Genomic DNA, 1,352 nt, shown 5'->3' with positions numbered 1-1,352 from the left:
GTCCTGTGGTTTTCGAGCTTACGGATATCCTTCTTGAGAATTTTCTTGATGAAACGGGTTTTTAACTTGCCACCCTCGGGGGTCGAAAAGAGTATCTGTAGCGCGCCGACAGTACCTCTTCCCCAGGGGTCGGGTTTGATTTCTTTTGTCCGGGTGTATTCCTTGATACGTTGATGCGGGTTCGCACCCCTCCATCCGTAGAGCAGCCCATCTTTGTGAACTACCAGACACCGGTTGGTAATCAGCTTGTAGACTTGGCTGCACCCCAAGCCCGTTTTCTCTCTGATGTCTTTCTCATTGGCGCCATCGAGATAGAGAAGAATGGCCTGTTTACGCTTTAAAAAGAGCTCTCGTCTTTCGTCCGTGAGAGCACCAAAGTCAAAACTTGGCCACGAGTCAGTATCCAGCTCGCTGCGAGCCGTAGAAGTCAGGCGCTCTTTCGCCCGAATTCGGCGACGTTTGGTCATAGCGCACAAAATAAGTGGGCTATAAAGGTACAACTTTGGTTGGGTAAGTCAAGTGTTGTCAACTTTGGTTGCAAACGGGATCGTTGAAGTGTTTTCGCCTCAGAAACCTCCCTAGTGAGGGCGCTGCCGCGCCAGACCTATACCGTTCCAACTTTGATTAGGTAAACGGTTACCGTCATCACGGCAGTATTGCTGCGCACAGCACGGCTGGCTGCGCAGCTGCCTGCGACTTCCACGGAAACATTCATTGTGCTACCGGACGACATACGCGCCAGGCAAGGAGTGGACATTTTGAGCGGGCAGGTGCGAAAGGTTACGACCGCAGGGCTGGCGGTTACAGAGCTTTTTGGAGACACGCCCGTGGCCCTCCTTCTAATGCAAGACAAAGCAGGGATTGAAAAGCTTGGTAACACACAAGGCGCAGTCCTACAAAAAATGTTTTGACATCGTATTAACTTTGCCTCATGTGGAGAAAAACCATGCAAGAGGCCCAGCTCAAGAGAAATGACCGCCAGCGAATCAATGCTTCTGATGGCTATGAACTCAACTACTGGACGCGTCAGCTACGCTGCAGCGAACAGGAGTTGCGTTTGGCCATTGCCGTTGCAGGCCCGGAGATTGACGCTGTGCGCCAGTATTTGAAGACCAAACACCAACGCGGGGATGGCAATCTGGCGTGTGCCTGAGGTTCAGCGGGGAAAATGGGGCACGAGGCAGGTGACTTTTCACGGGATGGAACGACCACGGCCGCTCTCCTGCCTCCAGTTGATTGATCACTCCTGGCTATTGATTATTCCTCTGTATTTCGCGTGGCTGGCTCACGAGAGCAAGGAGCGACTCGATGTTCGCCGGTTTCACCACATGATGGTCAAACCCGGCCTGCTG

Annotated in this window: 1 protein-coding gene and 1 pseudogene; one reads left to right on the top strand and one right to left on the bottom strand. The window is 52.7% G+C overall.

Annotation, left to right across the window (positions count from 1 at the left end; translation table 11 throughout):
• Nucleotides 1-467 (bottom strand): annotated as a pseudogene (locus tag AC1D0Z_RS21900) (hypothetical protein); the annotation flags it as partial.
• 479 nt (nucleotides 468-946) lie between these two features.
• On the opposite strand from AC1D0Z_RS21900, the gene AC1D0Z_RS21895 reads away from it, so the two are divergent.
• Nucleotides 947-1,153 carry a DUF3606 domain-containing protein gene (locus AC1D0Z_RS21895; RefSeq protein WP_477660256.1) on the top strand — a complete coding sequence of 69 codons (207 nt, stop codon included), beginning with the start codon at nucleotides 947-949 and terminating at the stop codon, nucleotides 1,151-1,153.
• The last annotated feature ends 199 nt before the right edge of the window (nucleotides 1,154-1,352 follow it).

The organism is Polaromonas sp. P1_E3, from assembly GCF_056405935.1.
Note: the sequence above shows the minus strand (reverse complement) of the source record. Positions and strands in the feature narration are given on the sequence as shown.

Excerpts from the sequence above, each read along its gene's own strand:
- AC1D0Z_RS21895 (WP_477660256.1), top strand. The coding sequence starts at position 947 with ATGCAAGAGGCCCAGCTCAAGAGAAATGACCGCCAGCGAATCAATGCT.